Source organism: Neorhizobium sp. LMR1-1-1.1 (assembly GCF_040675795.1).
Lineage (GTDB): Bacteria > Pseudomonadota > Alphaproteobacteria > Rhizobiales > Rhizobiaceae > Neorhizobium > Neorhizobium cellulosilyticum.
Window position 1 is genome coordinate 22188 of sequence record NZ_JBEGHE010000028.1, and the last position, 19094, is coordinate 41281.

Here is a 19094-nt window from a genome sequence, read left to right on the forward strand (position 1 = left end):
GAGCCTCCTCCTTCGTCAGTTACGCTTCATGAGAGAAAGAGGGCTCGCAGGGACTGCGACGCCGTTGGTGATGGAATAGGCGCGGCCGAGTTCAAGAGTATCTGTCGAGAGGCGTGCCAACACCTGTCCGTCCAGGCTAGCAAGCGAATAAGCAATCTCCACCGGTTTCGCAGCATCCTTGGCGGATCCAAACTTCTCATCCGAGATGACCGAATAGCCCCAGCCCTTCAGGGCGGCCTCCAGCGCGACGGCAAAATCGGACGTATCCTTGTGCAATTTGATGGGCGTTGCGGTCGATCCCGCCTGTTCGGCGAAACGGCCGGCCATATCGCCGGCGATTGCGCTTGCCGCCGGCCCTGCGATTTCGGGCGGCGCAGCGCTAGTGGTCAGGCCATCGGACGCCGTCTGGCAGCCGGTCAATCCCATTGCTATCGCGAGCGGAAGGAGAAAGCGGGTCCGCATCGTCTACCCTCCCCGCCGAATGGTGATCTTCTGCTGTTTCCAGCCAACGCCGGAGATGAGGACGGCCTTGTCGATATTGTAGTCGACGATCATCATGTTGTTCTTCATTCGGTAGTTGACGATCCGGTTCTGGCCTCCGGAGACGACGAAGAGCACGGGTGCGTCCTGACCGGAAATCGCTCGCTGGAACTGGATGTATGTCTTCTGGCCATCCGAAAAGACCCGGCTCGGGCGCCATGGTGCGCTGCCACTCAAGGAATAGGAAAAAGCGAGCTGCTCTGGAGGCACGCCTCCTCCTGGCCCGGTCATCGCATGGATCCGGGCATTGATGTCCGAGAGTTTTGTCGCAGCGTCTTCCGGATATTCGAAACCGATGCGCGCCATGTACTGGCTCGGGTGGGACTTGAGCTGGATGTGATATGTCCTGCGCGATGTCGTCACCACCATCGAGGTGACGAGGCCCGGCTCCGACGGTTTCACGATGAGATGAATCGCCTGCCCGCCGGCCGCCCCGGAGGTTGCCGGTTCGACTTTCCAGCGGACTGTATCGCCGACCAGGACGTCGCGGACTATCTCGCCCCCTTGCAGTTCGATATCGCAGACTTGCAAGGGCGAGCAGACCACCGAGGGCTGCGTCTCGCCGAAGAGAAAAATGACCTTACCGTCGGGACCGCGTGTTACAAGGCCGGCTTGCCCACGCCATTTTCCTGAAAGTGTCGTGCCTTTCACCTCATTCCTGTTCAGGCTTTGCGACCGGACCGGTTCTGCCATTGTGAGCACCGCCGCGCCTAGCAACAGAAGGCCGGCGACCGCGTTTGAAGTTTTCGTCCCCATTTCCATTCCCTGCTCCTACAGTTGCGCGGTCCAATCGAAATCGGTCACATAGACGCCGATCGGATTGAGCCGGATCGTTGCTTCGTCTTGCGGTGAGGTGATCGAGACGGTTGCGATACCGCGAAAGCGGCGGGTTGCCGTTTCCTTTCCCTTCCGATCTCGCTCATACTCGGTCCAATCGATCTGATAGGTCTGATTGGACAGCGCCACGATATTGTTGACTTCGATCGCCACGGTCGCGTTGACCGCCTTCTCGAATGGTGAGTTCCCCCGAAACCAGGCATTGATCTTCTGGGTGGAGGGATCGGATGTGCGAAGCAGGGCGTAGGTCCGGTCGATATACTGCTTCTGCACGACTGCATCCGGCGTTATCGATCGAAAGCTCGAGATGAAATTGCCAAGCGTGGCGCGAACAACGCGGGTATCGGCATATTCGATCTGCTGCGGGAAGCCGCCCGAAACGGTGCTGCCGAGTCTGTCCACTTCAACGATGTAAGGGACAAGCCTCACCTCTGTGCTCAGATAGAGCGCATAGCTGAAGCCGATCACGGCCATGCCGAGACTCAATATGCCGACGGCCCGCCAGGCGGAGGCAGCCCTCACATAGGAGCCATATCGTTCCGACCACTCCTGCCGTGCGGCAAGATACGGGTTATCCGGTGCGCGCGTCGCTGCCATTATGACCATCCTGTTTTAGAGAATCTATTTGTCCGGGCGCTCTGGTGGCGTCGGTGATGAGGATGACTTGCCACGCGCCTGATCAAGTTTTGCGTTGGCCAACCCCAGGATCGAACCTGCATAGGCCCCGGGAGATCCGATCGCCTTCTCCTTGGCTGCGGATCCCGCCGCCGATGCTCCGGCTCCGAAGCTTGCCCCCATGCCACGAAGGGCGGCTCCAGCAACCGACGATCCCCCTGCCCTCGCCGATTGCGCGGCTGAGAAGCCGGCGCCCACCGCGCCAGCCGCGAGAAACGCACCGCCGGCCGCAAACGACGCGGCCTGTCCGCCATGTCGAATGCTTTCCATGCCGCCGGAAACCGACGCACCCTGAACGATGCCCTGTATGATGTTGGGGACATACATCGCGACAATGAAGACGACGACCGCGATACCAGCGATCGCTAACGCTGTCTGGAATTGATCACCGATGTCAGTTCGATTTGCTAGTCCAATCAGGACCTCGGAGCCGATCCGAGAAATCATGACCAGCGCCATCAATTTCATACCGACTGAGAACGCATAAATCAGGTAGCGGATAGCAAAATCCTTCGTGAAGGATGATCCACCCAAACCAAGCATGATCATCCCGGCGAGCAGGCCGAGATACATTTCGACCATCACAGACACGAAGATCGCGGCAACGAGCGAAAATGCCATTACCGTCACGACCATCGCAAGCGCCGCTGAAATTGCGAGTGCATTGTCCTCGAACAGGCCAAACTGCACCTTCTCGGACATCTTGGTCGCAACGGCCAAACCCGCGTTGAACACATCGGCTGGCGACGCCGAGCCTCCACCAGCGCCGATCTGAAACAGGCTATCAACGACCGCCTTCGCGAAACTCGGACCCTGCGCGAGAATGAAAGCGAAGAAGCCCACGAACATGATGCGCCGGACCAATTCGGCAAACCAACTGTCGAGGGAGGCGGCCTGAATGGCCAACCATACCGCCGCTATACCGATCTCGATCCCCGCGAGGATCCAGAAGAGCGATATCGCCGCATCCGTGACAGTCGTCTCCCATCCTTTGGCGGCAGTAGTGATCTCGCTCTGAAGAGCGGTTAGGATCGATCCCTCCTGTGCGAGCGCGGGCTGAACCGCTAACATCATGACTACGACAAGCCCGGCAATGCGCCTGATCCTTTGAAGCTTAGACGTCATGCGATCACCACTCGACCTTCATCTTCTCGCCGCCCGACGTTGGGTACTCCTTCCTCGGCGCGTAGAACTTTTTGCGCCGTTCTTGTGCCGTGTGTCTCTCAGAAGTCAGCATCCAGAGCCCTGCTCCGCCGAGGCAGACGATATCGGCTGCTATAGCTATGATCAGTTTCCCTCTCACCATTCCACCTTCATTTTTTCACCGCCGGATGTTGAGGGTGCTGTCGCTTTGAAGAATTCTTCACGGCGTGCCTGGGCCAGATCCTTGTCAGTCTGTTCGCTTTGCAGCCAGGTCCCCATCAGCGTGGTCTGCTGCGAGACGATGCCTCGCAGCTTCTGCATCTGGGCAACTTGCTGAGCGGCAATCTGGTGACCGACCTGCAGCGCCTTCATCTGGCCATCTGCCGACTGCGACATCGAGCGTAGCTCGCTCATCGTGTCTTCTTCGCTATCGAACTGTTCGGCCGTCAGGCTCGCGGCCTTCAGCGTGCTGGCGATCGTGTCGCGGTTGGTATTCGACCAGGTCTGATAGGTAGATGAGAAAGTATCTGCGTTTGGCAAACTGGTTTTGAGATCCGCATAACTCTTAAAGCGTTGCTTCAAGAGGTCATCGGCATTGCCCATCGAAAATGCGATGCCTTGCCCCTGATTGACGAGATTTCGCAATCGGTTCAGATCGCCTTCGACGTGGCCCCAGAAATGGCTCGGCAGCTGCGCCGTGTTTTGCAGCATATTCCCGTAGATGTTGAGCTGATTCTGGATTTGCTCGGCAAGCTGCGTGATTTGGGTGATCTGGTTTTCGATTTGGGTGCCGGACTGGCCGACCAACGAGATGAGCTCACCGTTGTTGAGAAGCTGCGTCCACTCTGTTGCCTGGCCCGTGGCCGCTCCGGCGAATGATGTGGCGGGCGTAAATGCCATGCCGAACGCGATGGCGATCGACATGATTGTTCGCCCTGCCATAGGTGACTGGTTTCGGTTATCCATGGTAAGTGATCCCCCTTTCGATAAGCCACTTCCCTGGCCATTCTGGCCCGTGGGCGGATTGCAGTGCCCGAATGCGCGCGAGGTCGGATTTTCCCGAAGCGCCGACGAATGACAGCGTGACCGGGCCGAGCGCCATATCGAACAGGCGCCGCCCATCCGGGGAGGTCACGTAATATTCGCGCTTGGGGATGGCGTTCGCGACAATCTCGATCTGTCGCTCGTTGAAGCCGATCCGCTCATAGAATTCTCTCGTGCCGGTCTCACGTGCAGCCCCGTTGGGTAGGCAGATCTTCGTCGGGCATGACTCCTTCAGAACGTCAATGATCCCCGAGCGCTCGGCATCCGAAATCGATTGCGTCGCGAGAATGACGGCGCAGTTCGCCTTACGCAGGACCTTCAGCCATTCCCGAATCTTGTCGCGGAAAACCGGGTGGCCGAGCATGAGCCAGGCTTCATCGAGAACGATGAGGCTCGGACGCCCGTCGAGACGCTTTTCGATGCGCCGAAACAGATAAGTCAGGACGGGCACTAGGTTGCGCTCGCCCATGTTCATCAATTGCTCTATCTCGAAGCACTGGAAACGGCCGAGCGTCAGGCCGTCGGATTCAGCGTCGAGAAGCTGGCCCATCGGGCCATCAACCGTATAGTGATGGAGGGCATCCTTGATCTCACGCATCTGGACCCCGCTGACGAAGTCGGACAGTGAACGACCGGGCGCAGAAGCCATCAGGGCGATCTGCCTCGAGATCGCATTGCGGTGATCCGGTGTGATCGTCACGCCCTGCAGGGCGACCAAGGTCTCGACCCACTCGGACGCCCAGGCTCGGTCGCCGTCAGTCGAAAGTTCCGAAAGCGGGAAGAAGGCGAGGTTCGCCCCCTCCCCCATATCGCCACCGATCTCGTAATGGTCGCCGCCGGCAGCCAGCGTCAGCGGCAGCATGGAATTTCCCTTGTCGAAGGCGAAAATCTGGGCGTTCTCGTACCGGCAAAACTGAGCCGCAGTCAGGGCCAGCAAAGTCGATTTTCCCGAACCGGTCGGCCCGAAGATCAGCGTGTGGCCGACGTCGTCTACATGCAGGTTCAACCGAAATGGCGTTGAGCCGGAAGCCACCTGCATGAGCGGCGGCGCATCCGGCGGATAGAAGGGGCAAGTGGCCGTTGGACTGCCCGACCAGACAGAATTGAGTGGGACGAGATCAGCGAGATTACGCGTATTGATCAACGGCTCTCGAATATTGCAGTACCAGTTTCCAGGCAGGCTCCCGAGAAATGCATCGGTCGCATTCAGCGTCTCAATCCGGGCGCCAAATCCCTCGGCCTGGATCAAACGACGGACAGCTTCGGCTTTCTCCTGAAGCATTGCGCGGTTTTCGTCGAACAGGATGATGACAGGCGTGTAGTAGCCATAGGCGACAAGCTGCGATGATGCCTCGGCAATTGCATCCTCGGTCTCCGCCACCATCGACATGGCATCCTGATCGACGGATCGGGATTGCGTCTGAAACAGCTGATCGAAAAACGGCCGAACTTTCTGTTGCCACTTCTTGCGGGTCCGCTCAAGACGCTGCTTGGCCTCTTCAGCATCGAGGAAGATGAAGCGAGACGACCAGCGATAGGTGAGCGGCATGAGGTTGAGGCTATTGAGAATACCTGGCCAGCTCTCGGCCGGAAGGCCGTCGATCGCGATCACGCCGAGAAATCTGCTTTCGATGCGTGGCGTCAGGCCATGCTCCAGTTCGGCAGTCGCCAGCCAGTCGAGATACATGGGGATTTCCGGCAGCCGCACCGGATGGTTCTCGCCGGTGATCGCGAAGCGGATGAATTGAAAGAGCTCGTCATAGCGCGCGACACGTTGACCGCCTCTCTCGCCTGCTTCACGGGTCTGCATTCGCTGCACCGAGACGACATTGCCTAGATACTGCTCGATCTCGCGGATTGAGCGCCGGAAGGTTTCCAGCACTGTTTCCGCATAGCTAGCCGTCCGGCTTTCGGTGTCGGAATAGATGTATCTCGTGAGACCACTGCGGCGTCTCTCCGGCGGCCGGTACGTCAGGATCAGGGCATGCCGGCTTTCGAAGTGGCCCTGCTCGCGTCCAAAATGCCTGCGGCGTTCATCATCGATCATCGCGGTAACAGCGTCTGGAAAGTAACTCCGATCAGACGAAGGATAGTCGATGGTCGGAACGCGCACGGCTTCCACCTGAATCATCCAGCCGGACCCGAGGCGGGAGAGAATGGCGTTGATCTGCCGGGACAGTTCGTTGCGCTCGAAGTCGGTCGCGCTCTCCGAATCCGGACCGGCGAAATACCACCCGGCCATCAGGCTCCCGTCCTTCAAAAGCAGGATGCCGTTATCGACTAGGCCGGCATATGGGACGAGATCGGCGAAAGACGGGCCGGTCGATCGAAAGGCGCGCAGTGCCACCATCTTGGAAACCTCAGTAGCTTCGCCAGGGGGAGGATGTCGGCAGGTAGTGCGCGCGGTAGCGCATGTGGCGCACATACACCTGCCGCATCACCGGGTCGGATTTCGCCATCATCCGCAGCGCGCCAACAACGACGATCCAGATCGCAACACCGAAAAGGGCAGAATAAAGCGTGAGCACCACGAAGATCAGGATCACCGAGGCGAGCCCCGCCAAGAGCACCAGTTCTCGATCCGCTCCCATCAAAAGGTGCGGGCGCGAGAGCGCGCGATGAATGCGATTGCGACGGAGCGCGGAGCCGGCGTCAGCCATTGGCCCTCTCCTCTCTCGCTGGCTCCGATCCAAGTGGCGGGTTCGTTTGGTCGGCGACTGTAGAAATCCCGATCGATGCACCGGTCGCCCCGAAGAGACCGACAATTGTCGTTGCGCCGAGCAGGATGCCGGCAACGAGCACTACATACATGAGGCGCCGCGCGAAATCGTTGAGCTCGCCGCCGAAGATCAACATGCCGCCGGCGATCGCAACGGCGGCAAGTGCGATATAGCCGGCAACCGGGCCAGTGATTGATTCCTGGATCTGCTGGAGCGGTCCTTCCCATGGCAGACTGCCGCCCGAGCTGGCAAGCGCCGGCCCGACGATCGATGCGCCGAAGATGGCTGCGAGAATTCCCAAACGGAGCAGACGATTATGCGGCATGGCTGTCCTCATCGATTTGTGGATAATGTTCAGTCTGGTAGCGGGAACCGGTGAAGCCCTCGACATGAAGGACTTCCCTCACACGCCGTCCGCGGCCGGCGCGCTCAATCGAGATCACCAGATCGACCGCTTCACCGATGACAGCTTGCATCGACTGTTGGCTCGCCTCGGCGGTCAGTTGCTCAAGGCGGCGCAGCGCCGACATCGCCGTGTTGGAATGGATTGTCGTCACACCGCCCGGGTGGCCGGTGTTCCAGGCCTTGAGTAACGTGAGAGCGGCCCCATCGCGCACCTCCCCGACAATGATCCGGTCAGGACGCAAGCGCATCGTGCTCTTGAGAAGCCTAGCCATATCGATGGCGTCGCTCGTATGGAGGCTGACGGCATTTTCCGCTGTGGACTGGATTTCGGTAGTGTCCTCAAGGATGACCATACGGTCATCGGGCGCCGATTTGACAACTTCGGCGATGACAGCGTTCGCGAGCGTCGTCTTCCCGGACCCTGTACCGCCTGCGATGACGATGTTGAGCCGATTGGCGATAGCGCTTCGGATGATTGAACGCTGTGCTTCCGTCATGATGCCTGTGGTGACGTAATCGTCGAGCGGAATCAGGTGCGACGCGCGCCGCCGGATGGTGAAAGTGGGAGAGTTGACGACGGGAGGGAGGAGCCCCTCGAAACGGTGGCCACCCATAGGAAGCTCACCGGAGATGATGGGGCGCTCACCATCGGCCTCGGATTGCAGAGAGTGAGCAACGGAGCCGATCACCGTTTCCGCGGCTGCCGGCTCCATCTTGCCCGCCGGGGCGACACCGTGCCCGAGCCGTTCGATGAACAGCTTGCCATCGGGATTGAGCATGATCTCGACGACGGTTGGGTCGTCGAGGGCAACACATAAGCGCTCACCAAGCGCGTTCTGCAGTTTCCGGACAAGGCGGTAGTGCGATTGAAGCATTGATGAGATCGTCCCCTCGTTTGAATATGCGTGGAGACAAACCGTGAGCAGGCGGTGTTGTCGAGGTGCAAATTTGCACCTCGCGAGTTGGGAGGGCTACCAATGTTGCCGCAATTCTATCGCCCTAGAAGTGCAATCAAGCGTCAAAGTCGTTTTAACGAAGCTGCCCGATGCTGCCAAGCAAGAGCCTAATTTCTAAAGGATTTATTGACACTTGGTGGAGCTGCAGTGATTGCATTAAGTTATCGTTAACCAAAAATCTCTCGCTCGCCGTTAGAAATCAGAGCTTAGTGCCAATGGCGAAACTTTACAGGTTTTGCGGAAAATATCGCCACTGGTAGGGAATGGATTTTGGGATGGCGAAGAGCGCCGTAAAAGCAGCACCGGCAATAGAAGGTCAGACGGCCTTGATGGAGAGGCACGCCGACGCGTTGCCTACGCAATTGCAAGCCCATCACCTCAAGGTCTTTCCGCCAACTGCTGAAAAAGGCATTCGCTCCTTCGGTCCATCAGAGGCTGCTAAACTCCTCGAAATTGGGGAAACGTATCTCCGCGCAAACTGCTACTGGCCCATGAGGCGATGAATGCAGTTCACGATTAAATCGAAGGTCTAATCAAGAAAGCGTGGGGTAGGTCTGCATGAGCCGCAAGCACATCCTTGGCGTAACAACAGAAAACGCAGTTACACACGTAACGGACAGCCGTGCCGCAAGACCTCGCGCGATGCCGCTCCTTGGAGTTGCACGTAAGGAGCGCGATCCTGCGACCAAGTTAACGGCAAACATTGCCAATGCGCTTCGCGAACAGAACGACCGTTTGGGACGTGCAGAAGATATTGAGCGTCGGCTCTCGGAAGGCCAAACGGTTGTCGATCTGGACGCGGGAACAATTGAGCCATCGTTCGTTCAAGAACGTGTGTCAGGGGACATATCCGGCTTACTCGCGTCCATCAAAGGATCAGGGGCAGCAGGTGCCCATCCTGGTTAGACCGCATCCTGATCAACCAGGTCGCTACCAAGTAGCATTCGGCCATCGCCGTCTTCGTGTCCTTGCGGAACTTGGTTTGCCAGTCAAGGCTATCGTTCGCGAACTGAGCGCTGAACAGCTTGTGGTCGCTCAAGGACAAGAGAACAACGAGCGGGAAGATCTTAGCTTTATTGAGAAGGCTCGCTTTGCACACCAACTGAATAAGCAATTTCCTCGAGAAATCGTGATTGCCGCGATGTCGGTCGATAAGAGCAACCTCTCAAAGATGCTTCTTCTCGTCAATTGTGTCCCCGAGATTGAGCCAGTCAAAAAAGCTGACAAGTGGAAGATCTTTCGCGACACGTCGGTCCCCTACGAAAAGCTTGGCTTCAGTCCAGCAGCCCCGCTGTTCTCGATGCTCTCTTAAGTTTCTACCCGGAAAATGAACTCCGACACGATGCACAGATGATCGTCTTTCCATCGAATATCCAATTGTGCCTTCGAGCTCACAGAATGGCGCCATTTGCGGCGCTGGTTGAAGCCGGACTAATCATTCGCAGAGATAGCCCCAACGGCAAGCGGTATGCCCGTAGGGACAGAAGCGGCGATATTGAAACGCGCTTTTGGTTTCGACCTGTTCCCCCCTGCTCTCTCGTTCCGAGGAGCTGGCGTTTTTTTCCCAAGAAGTTGCCGCGGAACGTGAAGCGTTCCAGAGAGCAAGAAAGCCTCACGATAAGCCGGCGTGATTGCCGAAAGCTCATAAGCGCGGCTCTGGAGGAGGGCGCGTAAGGCGACTGGGCGGGGATAGAAGACGCATACCTATCGCTGGTCTCCAAGATTCCTCGATCGCCAATCTTAGCGGATCTGCTTGATCTTCGTGATGAGTTGGATCTGCTCCGTGAAGAGGTAGTCAACAGATTGAAAATTCGCATAAAAGCAGAAAATTGTAGCAGCAATGATGCTCTTGGTGAGCAGCACACACAGAATTCAAAACCAGAATCTACAATTGAATTTGAACCAACCTCCGAGAAAGAGCAGGGAGCGAAAACTGTGCCTGACAAGCTCAGGCAGACATGTTCTCACCGCTCGCATTGCTAGCTTTCGTTCGTGCACTGCAACGTTTAAAAATCAGTGCAGGATCTGGCTGAGGAAGAGTTTGGTGCGCTCGTGCTGCGGATTGTCGAAGAACTCGGCCGGCGAGTTCTGCTCGACGATCTGGCCCTGGTCCATGAAGATGACGCGGTTTGCGACCTGGCGGGCAAAACCCATCTCATGGGTCACGCACAGCATGGTCATGCCTTCTTCGGCAAGCGAGACCATGGTGTCGAGCACTTCCTTGACCATTTCCGGGTCGAGCGCCGAGGTCGGTTCGTCGAACAGCATGATCTTCGGCTTCATGCAGAGCGCGCGGGCGATCGCCACGCGCTGCTGCTGGCCGCCGGAGAGCTGGCCCGGATATTTGTTGGCCTGTTCCGGGATCTTGACGCGCTTCAGATAGTGCATCGCGATTTCTTCGGCTTCCTTCTTCGGCATCTTGCGGACCCAGATCGGTGCCAGCGTGCAGTTTTCCAGGATGGTCAGGTGCGGGAAGAGGTTGAAGTGCTGGAACACCATGCCGACTTCGCGGCGCACCTCGTCGATCTTCTTCAGATCGTTGGTAAGCTCGATATTGTCGACGAGGATATTGCCCGACTGATGTTCTTCCAGCCGGTTGATGCAACGGATCATCGTCGACTTGCCGGAGCCCGAAGGCCCGGCAATGACGATACGCTCGCCCTTCATCACCTTCAGATTGATGTCGCGCAGCACGTGGAAATCACCATACCACTTGTTCATGCCGATGATTTCGACTGCAACCTCGGTCGAGGAAACGGTCAGTTTTTCCAGTGCTGCGCTCATGTCATATCCAAATGGTGTGTGTTCTGGCTGGAGCTCAGGCTTCGACCACGAGACCCTTCGCCTTCAGGACCGGCTCGAGCTTGCTGACTTCGATCACCGATTTTCCGGCCTTGTAGGCTTCGATGAAACCGGCTTCGGCGTCTTCGCGCTCCTGAGACAGCTTTGCCGCTTCGGCCACTTCGCTGCGGCGAACGACGACCAGACCATCGGCATCACCGATGATCACGTCACCCGGATTGATGATCTCGCCGCCGACGATGATGCTGTCATTCGTCGTGCCAATCGTTTCCTTGACCGTACCCTTGATGCAGGTGCTGAGCGAGAAAACTGGGAAACCGAGTTCGCGAAGCTGCAGCGTGTCACGAACGCCGGTATCCGTAACCAGGCCGCCGATGCCCTTGGCAAGGCAGGCATTGGCCAGAACGTCGCCGAACGAACCTGCTTCTTCGTATTCACCCGCCGAAACGACGATGATGTCGCCGGGCTTGGCATAGTTGATCGCTAGTTGCAGCATGATGTTGTCGCGCGGCGAGGATTTGACCGTGAAGGCCGGTCCACAGAGTTTCATGCGGTAATCGACCGGCTTCAGCCGCGACGACAAGGCGCCCCGACGGCCCTGTGCTTCGTGAATGGTGGCGGGCGAAAATTTTGCCAGTGCATCAATGTCCGACTTGCTCGGGCGGGCGGGAATATCCTTGATATGGACCATGTTTTGCTCCTGCGATTTCAATGATTTTTACGAACAGCCGAAAGGAAGTTGCGAACATCGTGATGGGCATCGTCCGAAAAGAATGCGGTGGGTTCGGCGTCGAAGGTCAGCGTGCCGTTGCGCAGGAACCAGATGCGATCCGCCACTTCGCGGGCGAAACCCATTTCGTGGGTGACGCACATCATGGTGATGCCATCGGCCGATAGTTGCCTCAGCAATTTCAGCACCTCACCGACCATTTCCGGATCGAGCGCGCTGGTCGGCTCGTCGAGAACAAGCACTTCCGGCTTCAGGATCAGCGAGCGCGCAATCGCGACGCGCTGAGACTGACCACCGGAAATGTCGGCGGGAAGCGAATGTGCCTTGTCGGCGAGCCCTACCCGCTCCAGCATCTGCATTGCCACAGGCCGAGCTTGGGCACGCGATTGCTTGCGGATGCGCAACAGCGGCAACATGACGTTTTCCACGACCGAGAGATGCGGAAAAAGATTGAACTGCTGGAAGACGAAGCCGATGCCGCTGCGCAGCACGTTGACGTCGATATCCTTCGCGTAGATGTCATGCCCGGCCAGCGTGATCTTGCCCTGCTGGATGGGTTCCAGCCGGTTGACGGTGCGGATCAGTGTCGACTTGCCGGAGCCGGAAGGGCCGCAGAGAACGGTCGTGGTTCCCTTGGCTACCGTCGCATTGACATCGCGCAGCACCTGCAAGGCACCGAACCACTTGGAAACGTTTTGGAACTCGATCATGCTACGGCCTCCACAACGACCTGCCCCGTTCTGCGGGACGAAATGCGGCGTTCCAGCCAATTTGTTGCCTGGCTGAGAGCGAAGCAAAGGACGAAATAGACCGCAGCGAGGATGCCGAAGATCTGCAGCGGCTTGGTCACCTCGTTGGAATTGACCTGCAGCATGACATATGAGAGTTCCGAGACAGCGATGATCGAGCCGAGCGAGGATTCCTTGATGATCGTTGTCAGCTGATTGACGATGCCCGGAATGACATTGAAGATCGCCTGCGGCAGGATGATCCTGAACATGGTCGGGATATAGCCGAGGCCGAGCGCTGCGGCGGCTTCCCGCTGCCCCTTCGGCAGGCCCGTGATACCAGCCGCGATGATCTCACCCAGATAGGCCGTTTGATAGATGACGATGGCGACGATTAGCGTGAAGGCAGCATCTATCGGAAAGCCGATGATCATCGGCACGGCGAAATAGGCCCAGAAGATCAGCATCAGCAGCGGAATGGCGCGAACGCTATGAACGAAACCGTTGGCAATCGACTGGATGATGCCAGGTTTTCCGGTTCTGGCGAGTGCGATGAGAACTGCGCAGGGAAATGTTACGATGAGGCTGACGAAGGAGATGATCAGCGTCATCGCCAGTCCGCCGAGCTTGCCGTGCGGATATTCGCCGATCAGCAACAGAAGCCAGTATTCCTGAATGATTTCCAGCATTACTTCACCCTCAGCTCATATCGCTTGGAGAGGATCGACGAGAGCCACATGATCGCAAACGAGATGAGCATGTAGATCGCCGTGGCGATGCCGTAGGCCTCGAAGATGCGGAAGGATTGTTCCTCGATATAACGAGCCTGATAGCTGAGTTCGGCGACGCCGATGGCAGCGGCAAGGCTGGTACCCTTGAAGAGAATGAGGGTCTGCCCGAGCAGCGCCGGGAGCGCCAGGCGCCAGGCCTGCGGCAGGATCACCCAGGTCATGGCACCGAGATAGGTAAGCCCGATCGATCGCGCCGCCTCCATCTGCGCCGGATGGATTGAGCGCAGACCGCTGCGGAAATCCTCGGACATATACGCCGCCTTGTTCAGGGCCAGCGCCACGATGGCATATCCGATCTCCGCCCCGATATCGTTCAGATAATCGTTGACCGCATCCGGCAGGACGACGGCAAAACCGAAATACCAGACGAACAGCTGGATCAGCATCGGCACGTTGCGATGATATTCAACGAAGGCAGCGACCAGAAACTGTGTCGGCTTGAACTCGATCGCTCGAATGACGGTCAATACGACCGCCAGAACCAGACCGATAATCCAGGAGAAAACGAAGACCACCATCGTGGCCTGGAGACCCTCCAGGATGAGTTCGAGATACTCACCCTGCAGGACCTTACCAAAGTCGAATTGGTAACCCATGAAAGTTGACCTGTATGCAGTATGCGGAGGAGATCAGTTCGTGAACCAGGTTTCCTGGGGTTTGCCGAACTCGAACTTGCGCGTGGCCTTCAGGTCAGAATCCTTGCCCAGCCACTTGTCGTAAAGCTTCTGGCCTTCCCCATTGGTCTCCAGTTCGGCGAGGAATGCGTTCGCCTGCTTGACCAGTTCCGGCGATCCCTTACGGAAGCCGAAACCGGACGGCATGGAGAGAAGCGGTTCGTCAAGGAAGCGCAGTCCCTTGATCTCGGAGCCGGCATTACGCTGCACGGCCTTGCCTTCGGAATAGCGGTAAACGGTCGCCTTCACCTTGCCCTGCTGCAGGGCGAGGAAGGATGCGGCACTCGTTTCGAACGAGAGGATGCGGGCATCCGGAAGGCGCTTTTCCGTCAGGGGGATCAGGACCGAGCCCTTTACCAGCCCGATGCGTTGGCCGGAAAGGTCGGCAACAGTCTTGATATCAGACTGATCAAGCACGACGAAATTGAAGTCCTCGGCAATATAGGCGCCGCTGAAATCCACCTGCTCGGCGCGTTCCTTGCTGTAGCTCAGAAGCGATGAAAGGATGTCTACGCGTCCCTGGGTCAGTTCGGCCATTCGGGTCTGTGGCGAGACGGCGGTCATCTTGGCGCTGACGCCGAGATATTTTGCGAACATACGGCAAATCTCGATCTCGTAACCGTTAGGCTCACGGGTCTTGGGGTCCTGGAAACCAAGCGGCGGCGAGTTCGTCAGAACACCGCAGTTCAGAACTCCAGCCTGCTTGATGTCATCCAGCTGCTCGGCGGCGGCGACATTTGAAAACAACGCAGCGCCGATCGCGGCTAGCGTCATAAGACGAGCAAATTTCATAGTGTCCTCCTTTTGACAGCGCTTCCTCTCGCTGCATGGAAAACCTAGGCCAAGCTCGATATTCGAACAAATATATATTGCAGATACGTACTATATCTTTACGGTATAGAAAGTGGAGGGGATGCATGGTTCTCGATCTTTTAAAGATGCGCTATTTTGCCAAGATTGCGGAAGTGGGGTCCTTCACCAGGGCATCACGGGAACTGGGTGTCGCTCAACCGCCGCTGAGCCTGCACATGCGCTCGCTGGAGGACTATCTGGGCGTCCAGCTTCTCAACCGTACATCCCGCGGAGTGATACTTACCGATGCGGGACACACGCTGCTCTCTCACGCCCAGTCGATCCTGCGCGCGGTCGAGCAGGCTGAGGCGGAAACCAGACAACAGGATCTGACGCCGAGGGGAGATGTCTCGCTTGGCATGCTGAGCTCGCTCTCCCCGATTCTCTCCGTTCCCGTGTTGGAAAGCTGCGAGAAGATGTTTCCGCAGATCCGCCTGACGATCAGCGAGGGCGACAGCCAGACGTTGAGAGCTGCGATCGACACGCATCTGCATGATCTTGCCATCAATCTCGTTGATGTCGCCAAGGCAAGTTCCCTGCCCCTTTTCGACGAGCGGCTTTATGCCGTGGGAAGGATCGGCAGCTTTGACGACATAACCGGGCAGATGTCGGTCGAGGACGCACTTTCTCTGCCGCTGATCATGCCGACCCGTCGTCACGGCATTCGTGTCCTGCTTGAACGGCAGGCTTTGATGCTGGGCCGCGACCTCAACATTGTGCGCGAGATCGAGGGCTTGGCTAGTACCAGGGCTGCCATTCGCGCAGGCCTGGGCTTTGCCATCCTCGGCAGGGGTGCCGTGTATACGGATATGCAGCAGGGAAACCTTGCCGCAATTCCCCTCTCCGCCCCCATACTCTCGCGCCGCCTCATACTCGACATGCCGGTCAACCACCCCCCGACCCGCGCGATGATCGAGGTACGGAACATTCTGACATCGGTGATAAAGACGCTGGGCCAAGAAGGGCATTGGACATGCTTGCCTTGACACGCGCCCGAAAGCACCCTTTCAGCTGGATCATCCCGTAACAGGAGAAAAGATGTCGATCGAGCAGGAGCCCCGACCAACCGAAGCCGGTAATGGTCCACCGACAATGGCGGATGTCGGGCGAGTTGCCGGCGTATCCGCGATGACGGTGTCGCGTGCCCTCAAGGGCAATTCCTATATCGCCAGGGGCACGTTCGAGCGCATCATGGCGGCAGTTGACCAGCTTGGTTACGTTCTAGATCAGTCGGCCGGTACCCTGTCTTCACGCCGTAGCGGCTTCATCGCCGCAATCGTCCCCTCAATCGACAATTCGAACTTCGCCGACACCGCACGCGGGATTACCGATGCGCTTGCGCAGACAAGCATGCAGCTGCTCCTCGGCTACACGAATTATTCGGTCGAGCGCGAGGAAGAGCTGATTGAATCCATGCTGCGGCGTCGGCCAGAAGGTATCATCCTGACGGGCGGGGAACATACGTCGCGTGCACGGTCGATGCTTGCAAATGCCGGTATTCCGGTGATCGAGACCTGGGATGTGCCGGAAAACCCAATTAATGCCGTCGTCGGTTTCTCCAACGCCGATGCGATGGAAGCACTTGTCGACACTCTCGTCCCCCAAGGCTATTCGCGTTTCGGCTTCATCATTGGGACCGAAGCTTCCGATGCACGCGGGCGTCAGCGTCATATCGGGTTTGACCGCGCCCTGCTGCGGCATGGCCTGAGCAGCCACAGAGTTGTATCGGTGGAGTCCACGCCAATGCGCATGGCGCATGGAGCAGAAGCTATCCGCCAGTTGCTTCGCAATTTTGCGGACACCGATATTGCTATCTGCGTCGGCGATCTCCCCGCTTTCGGGGCAATGACGGAATGCCGTAGAATGGGGCTTTCTGTGCCGGGAGACATCGCCATCGCCGGCTTTGGTGATTACGAGATCGCTTCGGTATCTGAACCCGGAATAACCACCGTCAATGTCGACAGCTACGGGATAGGCGCGCAGGCAGCCGGGCAGATGATTGCCATGCTTGAAAAGCGCAGCACCGCCGCGACCATCAAGACGAGCTATCAGGTGCTGCTTCGCGGCAGCACCTGATAGGTTTCATTCGGCTCAGAAGCTGAGCTGGACCTTCATCGAACGGCCGCGATCCCCCGCAACCTCGAATGCCTTAACCGCATCAGCGACCGGGTAGATCTCTGACAGGAGTGGTGAGAAATCGACGCGCTTCTGGTTGATGAGGTCGACCGCCTGGCCGAATTCCTCGTGGAAGCGGAACGTGCCCTTCACCTCAATTTCCTTGGCGACGATCGTGTTCTGCGGCAGCGAGATATCACCGCCGAGGCCAAGCTGGACGAGAATGCCGCGAGGCTTCAACACCTCCAGGCCTGAGCGGACGGCGCGTTCATTGCCAGAGGCCTCGAAGTGAACGTCGAAATAGCCCTTGTTGGCCGTGTAGGCGTTGAGAGCATCGGGGTGTGACGCGGTGTTGATGGCACGGTCGGCGCCGATCGCCTTCGCTTTTTCCAGCACGGCATCCATGATGTCGGTCGCAACCACTTCGCGTGCACCATGCAGGCGGGCGGCGATGATCGACAGGACGCCGATCGGACCGCAGCCGGTGACCAGAACCCGCTTGCCCTGAAGCGAACCGGCGCGTGAGACCGCGTGCAGGGTCACGGCAAAGGGCTCGGCGAAGGCCGCCTCGTTGATGGAAATGCCTTCGTTCACCTTGTGGCACTGCCAGGCTTCGGCCACTAGGCGCTGGCGGAACGCGCCCTGGATATGCGGCATGGGCATGGCGCTGCCGTAAAAGCGCATGTTGAGGCAGTGGTTCTGCTGGCCCTTGAGGCAATAATCGCAGTTATTGCAGGGACGGCTCGGCGATACGGCAACACGATCGCCGACCGCAAGATGGGAGGCGCCGCTTCCAAGCGCGACCACACGACCGGCAACCTCATGTCCAAGGATCATCGGCTCACGGACGCGCACGGTGCCGAAGCCACCATGATTGTAATAATGCAGGTCGGAGCCGCAGATACCTCCGGCTTCGATGGCGATATCCAACTGTCCCGCACCGGCGGCCTCGACTTCGCGTTCCTCGACCCTGAGATCCTTGGCGGAATGAATGACGACAGCTTTCATGACACGACCTCAGATGACCGGAGTGGAAAGGGGCTGGCCGGCAAAATGCGCTGCCAGATTGTCGCGTACAAGCTTGCCCATCGCCTTGCGCGTCTCGATCGTGCCGGACGCATGATGCGGCTGCAACAACACGTTTTCGAGCTTGAGGAAGCGCGGGTCGAGATTGGGTTCGCCATCGAACACATCAAGCGCTGCCGAACCGAGCCTACCGTTTTCAAGCGCGTCCAGAAGCGCCAATTCATCAATATTGGAGGCGCGTGAAATGTTGATCAGCATGCCTTCCGGCCCGAGAGCCTCGATCACCGGCTTGGAGACGATATGCCGCGTGGCAGCGGATGCCGCCAGCGTCACGAACAGGAAATCCGAATGTTCGGCAAGTGCCACCGGATCGGCAATGAACGTCATGCCCTCGGCATAGGACTTTTCGGAGACGTCGCTATAGGCGATATCCATATCGAAACCGCGCAGGCGCTTGGCGACCTCGAAACCGATGCGGCCAAGGCCGAGAACACCGGCCTTGCGGCCCCAGACCTTGCGCTTAAGCGGGTAAAGTCCCTTGGCGGCCCAGCTTCCGTCCTTCACCCACTGCTCGGCGCCGATCATGCCGCGCGACTGGCAGAGCATCATAGCGACGCCGAGATCGGCAACGTCGTTGGTAAGCACATCGGGTGTGTTGGTGACGCGGATACCGCGTTCGCGGCAGGCGTCCAGATTGACCGCGTCATATCCTACCCCGTAGACCGAAACGATCTTCAGATTTGGCAACCTGCCGATCAGCTCCGCCGAGGCGCCAAGTTCACCACGCGTAGCAATTGCCGTTACCTGGCTGGCTTCATTGGCGATGAAGGCGTCTCGATCGCTGGCTTCATAGAGCTTCTTCACATCGTAGCTCTTTTCGAGCTCAACCATATCCCACTCCGGATAGGGGCCGATGACGAGGATTTGTGGCTTCATTTCTCACTCCCGCGTTTTGTTTTCGATTGCATATGTTATCGATAACATCTATGTCAACTTCAAAGACGCTTATGAACCGGGAGGAATTTCTGATGTCATTTCCGCTGTTCGATCTGACGG

21 protein-coding genes and 2 pseudogenes are annotated in these 19094 nt (G+C 58.0%); 5 read left to right on the plus strand and 18 right to left on the minus strand.

The window, feature by feature from the left end:
* Positions 1–15: 15 nt before the first annotated feature.
* From trbH to trbB, 10 genes are read right to left on the minus strand one after another with little or no spacing between them, the layout of a single operon-like run.
* Positions 16–462: a conjugal transfer protein TrbH gene (gene trbH, locus MRBLMR1_RS19025; RefSeq protein ID WP_500065674.1), complete on the minus strand. Its 447-nt coding sequence runs from the start codon at positions 460–462 to the stop codon at positions 16–18.
* Positions 463–465: 3 nt separating this feature from the next.
* The gene (gene trbG, locus MRBLMR1_RS19030; protein ID WP_500065699.1) at positions 466–1296 is read right to left on the minus strand and encodes a P-type conjugative transfer protein TrbG; all 831 of its coding nucleotides are present in this window, start codon (positions 1294–1296) and stop codon (positions 466–468) included.
* A 15-nt stretch (positions 1297–1311) separates the two neighbouring features.
* A complete protein-coding gene (locus MRBLMR1_RS19035) occupies positions 1312–1974 on the minus strand; it encodes a conjugal transfer protein TrbF (RefSeq protein ID WP_500065675.1) in 663 nt (220 codons plus the stop codon).
* Positions 1975–1998: 24 nt separating this feature from the next.
* On the minus strand, positions 1999–3177 hold the full coding sequence (trbL, locus tag MRBLMR1_RS19040) for a P-type conjugative transfer protein TrbL (protein ID WP_500065677.1): 1179 nt from the start codon (positions 3175–3177) through the stop codon (positions 1999–2001).
* A gap of 4 nt (positions 3178–3181) precedes the next feature.
* Positions 3182–3358 carry a DUF2749 domain-containing protein gene (locus MRBLMR1_RS19045; RefSeq protein ID WP_500065679.1) on the minus strand — a complete coding sequence of 59 codons (177 nt, stop codon included), beginning with the start codon at positions 3356–3358 and terminating at the stop codon, positions 3182–3184.
* Positions 3352–4119: a P-type conjugative transfer protein TrbJ gene (gene trbJ / locus MRBLMR1_RS19050; protein WP_500065681.1), complete on the minus strand. Its 768-nt coding sequence runs from the start codon at positions 4117–4119 to the stop codon at positions 3352–3354. The genes MRBLMR1_RS19045 and trbJ overlap by 7 nt, the downstream gene beginning before the upstream one ends.
* 34 nt (positions 4120–4153) lie before the next feature.
* On the minus strand, positions 4154–6589 hold the full coding sequence (locus tag MRBLMR1_RS19055) for a conjugal transfer protein TrbE (RefSeq protein ID WP_148148420.1): 2436 nt from the start codon (positions 6587–6589) through the stop codon (positions 4154–4156).
* Positions 6590–6599: 10 nt separating this feature from the next.
* Positions 6600–6899 carry a conjugal transfer protein TrbD gene (locus MRBLMR1_RS19060; protein ID WP_148148419.1) on the minus strand — a complete coding sequence of 100 codons (300 nt, stop codon included), beginning with the start codon at positions 6897–6899 and terminating at the stop codon, positions 6600–6602.
* Positions 6892–7284: a TrbC/VirB2 family protein gene (locus MRBLMR1_RS19065; protein WP_148148418.1), complete on the minus strand. Its 393-nt coding sequence runs from the start codon at positions 7282–7284 to the stop codon at positions 6892–6894. Before MRBLMR1_RS19065 ends, MRBLMR1_RS19060 begins: the two co-directional genes overlap by 8 nt.
* Complete coding sequence (trbB, locus tag MRBLMR1_RS19070) at positions 7274–8239, minus strand: P-type conjugative transfer ATPase TrbB (protein ID WP_148148417.1); 966 nt, start codon at positions 8237–8239, stop codon at positions 7274–7276. Before trbB ends, MRBLMR1_RS19065 begins: the two co-directional genes overlap by 11 nt.
* A gap of 356 nt (positions 8240–8595) precedes the next feature.
* Here trbB and MRBLMR1_RS19075 point away from each other — a divergent pair.
* From MRBLMR1_RS19075 to MRBLMR1_RS19085, 3 genes and pseudogenes are all read left to right on the plus strand, one after another.
* A pseudogene (locus tag MRBLMR1_RS19075) lies at positions 8596–8793 on the plus strand (plasmid partitioning protein RepA); the annotation flags it as partial.
* A gap of 85 nt (positions 8794–8878) precedes the next feature.
* Positions 8879–9518, plus strand: a pseudogene (gene repB / locus MRBLMR1_RS19080) (plasmid partitioning protein RepB); the annotation flags it as partial.
* A 29-nt stretch (positions 9519–9547) separates the two neighbouring features.
* Positions 9548–9994 (plus strand): helix-turn-helix domain-containing protein, encoded by a 447-nt coding sequence (locus MRBLMR1_RS19085; protein ID WP_500065683.1) that lies wholly within the window; start codon positions 9548–9550, stop codon positions 9992–9994.
* Between the two features lie 339 nt (positions 9995–10333).
* Here MRBLMR1_RS19085 and MRBLMR1_RS19090 read toward each other — a convergent pair whose 3' ends face one another.
* Genes MRBLMR1_RS19090 through MRBLMR1_RS19115 form a run of 6 tightly spaced genes read right to left on the minus strand, consistent with a single transcriptional unit; the run spans position 10334 to position 14837 of the window.
* Positions 10334–11104 carry an amino acid ABC transporter ATP-binding protein gene (locus MRBLMR1_RS19090; RefSeq protein WP_500065685.1) on the minus strand — a complete coding sequence of 257 codons (771 nt, stop codon included), beginning with the start codon at positions 11102–11104 and terminating at the stop codon, positions 10334–10336.
* A gap of 34 nt (positions 11105–11138) precedes the next feature.
* Positions 11139–11813 (minus strand): 4-carboxy-4-hydroxy-2-oxoadipate aldolase/oxaloacetate decarboxylase, encoded by a 675-nt coding sequence (locus MRBLMR1_RS19095; protein ID WP_148148847.1) that lies wholly within the window; start codon positions 11811–11813, stop codon positions 11139–11141.
* Positions 11814–11830: 17 nt separating this feature from the next.
* Positions 11831–12562 carry an amino acid ABC transporter ATP-binding protein gene (locus MRBLMR1_RS19100; protein ID WP_500065687.1) on the minus strand — a complete coding sequence of 244 codons (732 nt, stop codon included), beginning with the start codon at positions 12560–12562 and terminating at the stop codon, positions 11831–11833.
* Positions 12559–13269, minus strand: a complete 711-nt coding sequence (locus MRBLMR1_RS19105) for an amino acid ABC transporter permease (RefSeq protein ID WP_148148849.1) — start codon at positions 13267–13269, stop codon at positions 12559–12561. The genes MRBLMR1_RS19100 and MRBLMR1_RS19105 overlap by 4 nt, the downstream gene beginning before the upstream one ends.
* Positions 13269–13967, minus strand: a complete 699-nt coding sequence (locus MRBLMR1_RS19110; RefSeq protein WP_148148850.1) for an amino acid ABC transporter permease — start codon at positions 13965–13967, stop codon at positions 13269–13271. Before MRBLMR1_RS19110 ends, MRBLMR1_RS19105 begins: the two co-directional genes overlap by 1 nt.
* Positions 13968–14000: 33 nt before the next feature.
* Entirely contained in the window at positions 14001–14837 is an 837-nt protein-coding gene (locus MRBLMR1_RS19115; RefSeq protein WP_500065689.1) for a transporter substrate-binding domain-containing protein, read from the minus strand.
* Between the two features lie 125 nt (positions 14838–14962).
* On the opposite strand from MRBLMR1_RS19115, the gene MRBLMR1_RS19120 reads away from it, so the two are divergent.
* A complete protein-coding gene (locus MRBLMR1_RS19120; protein WP_500065691.1) occupies positions 14963–15883 on the plus strand; it encodes a LysR family transcriptional regulator in 921 nt (306 codons plus the stop codon).
* Between the two features lie 52 nt (positions 15884–15935).
* Positions 15936–16973 carry a LacI family DNA-binding transcriptional regulator gene (locus tag MRBLMR1_RS19125; RefSeq protein WP_500065693.1) on the plus strand — a complete coding sequence of 346 codons (1038 nt, stop codon included), beginning with the start codon at positions 15936–15938 and terminating at the stop codon, positions 16971–16973.
* Between the two features lie 15 nt (positions 16974–16988).
* On the opposite strand, the gene MRBLMR1_RS19130 is transcribed toward MRBLMR1_RS19125, so the two are convergent.
* Positions 16989–18020, minus strand: a complete 1032-nt coding sequence (locus MRBLMR1_RS19130; protein WP_500065695.1) for an L-idonate 5-dehydrogenase — start codon at positions 18018–18020, stop codon at positions 16989–16991.
* 9 nt (positions 18021–18029) lie between these two features.
* Positions 18030–18974, minus strand: coding sequence for a 2-hydroxyacid dehydrogenase (locus MRBLMR1_RS19135; protein WP_500065696.1), 945 nt, complete (start codon positions 18972–18974; stop codon positions 18030–18032).
* Positions 18975–19094 lie beyond the last annotated feature (120 nt).